General features: G+C 48.0%; 2 protein-coding genes. Both read left to right on the top strand.

What is annotated here, in order from left to right:
- Nucleotides 1–444, top strand: a 444-nt coding sequence (locus ACYVRB_RS14185) for an RNA-guided endonuclease InsQ/TnpB family protein (RefSeq protein WP_461216063.1), incomplete at its 5' end; no start/stop codon positions are given.
- A gap of 449 nt (nt 445–893) precedes the next feature.
- Nucleotides 894–1,523, top strand: a complete 630-nt coding sequence (locus ACYVRB_RS14180) for a TetR/AcrR family transcriptional regulator (protein ID WP_461216062.1) — start codon at nt 894–896, stop codon at nt 1,521–1,523.
- The last annotated feature ends 362 nt before the right edge of the window (nt 1,524–1,885 follow it).

The raw sequence follows: 1,885 nt of genomic DNA, 5'->3' as shown, positions 1-1,885 counted from the left end.
TCTCAAGCTAAAAATTACCAAAAACAGCGCCTGCTGGTGGCCCAGATCCACCAGCGCGTGGCTAACCAACGCAAAAACTTCTTACATCAGCTCAGCACGACACTCGTCAAGAACCACGACTTGGTCGTTACTGAAGAACTGCGCAGTAAGAATCTCCTGAAGAATCATGCGTTAGCCATGAGCATTAGTGACGTTGGCTGGCGGCAATTTCTGACAATGCTGGCGTATAAAGCACAACTGCATCACAAGCAGTTCATCACCGTTAACCCCAAAAACACGACGCAGACTTGCCACGCCTGCGGATTCGTGATGGGAACGGCAAGCACCAACAAACTGACGCTAGCCCAACGCGAATGGCACTGCCCACAATGCGATCAACATCACATGCGTGACTGGAACGCTGCCCAGAATATTCTGACTAAGGGTCTCGCCGCAATCGCGTAATCATGCACCAAGTCCCTATGGCCCTCCGGTGTCCATGGGACTAAGGTGAAGTACACCAAGTCCCTATGGCAACCTGGGGACATTAAAGCTGCAGGAATTAGTTTGCCTACACTGGCCGCCTGGTCAGCGCGCAGACTCTATCTGCGGAAATTGTGGCAAGGAAGTGATTCGGCTTCTGTCCCCGCAAGCCCCTGAATTGATTCAGGGGTGGTTGACATTTTTTGATGTCCGGATTCATGTCGATGGCACGAATAGCGAATCCTTTTTTGGCTAAGTAAGGGACGATTTGACGCCCGACTTTGCCGTATGCGCAGGTAATTAGTAACATTTTTCACATCTCCTTCAGAAATTAGCGTAACCCCTTACAGGAAACCCGTCAAGTAATACTTGATGAGTTTTTTAACCAAAAATCCGGATCCATGGTAGGATGTTGAAGGAGGTGAAACAGTATGGGGGAAAAGCCATCACAGCGGCAAGACCAGTACAACAAGACGCACGACTTGTTCTTGCACGTGGCCAAGCAACTGTTTAAAACTAAAGGCTATGACAGCATAAAAGTCAGTGATATCGTAGCTCAAAGCAACAAAAACATCAGCACCTTGTACCATTATTTTCCCAAGGGCAAGAAAGACATCGTCAAGGCGTTGCTGTTATCGGACATCAAAGAAGAGTTTGACAAACTCGAAAAACTGATCGCAGACAACGACGCCATGCCGTTGGAAAAAGCACTGCATCTGTTTTATCGCCAGTTCGTCGCCATCTTCTATGAGAACTGGTATCTGATGTCGATCATGCTGTATTATCGGGCGGATTTCGAGGCCCATGTTACACCAATCACAAGAAAAGGGACTGATCGGGTCCGGGAACTGCTAGCAGAATTTCTCCGCCGGCGCGTCGCCAAAAAAGAGATTTACATTCCCGATTGCACCGCGGCAGCGAGCCTGTTCTTTGCACCAGGGATGGAAAGTATCATTGTCAATTTCTCCGAACCCGAGCAGAATGTCTTCGATACCCGCGAAATCGATCAGCTGATCGCGTGCTGGCGGCGGGAAGTGGTCTTTTTTGATCATGAAAAGTAGCAAAGCCGCACAGCTCAAGTTTTTGAAGAAGTCGTTAATGACTTTAGTCGGCAGGTTGATGCCTTTTCAACTGTGCAAGGCACAGGCTTTGAAGCCGGTAGACAAATGTCCAGTCTGAAGTCATCTTCTTATTGCCTGATGACGAATTGTCGACTCAAGTGCAATTTGTTGTTCAAGGGTATTTTCCAACCTAAAAATGTCGCATCCGCGCATGATTTGTTTTATGATAACCGATCCTGGATTATTCATAGAATTTCAAAAAAGCAGCGCAATCCCATGATTCACACGGGACTGCGCTGCTTTGGTGTTTCACCCATTGGGTGCGCCTATATGCTAAGGTTGAGTCGACGAAAACCATCACG

This window comes from Lacticaseibacillus boliensis (assembly GCF_054784775.1).
Note: the sequence above shows the minus strand (reverse complement) of the source record. Positions and strands in the feature narration are given on the sequence as shown.

Coding starts and splice junctions, on each gene's coding strand:
- ACYVRB_RS14180 (WP_461216062.1), top strand. CDS start 894: ATGGGGGAAAAGCCATCACAGCGGCAAGACCAGTACAACAAGACGCAC.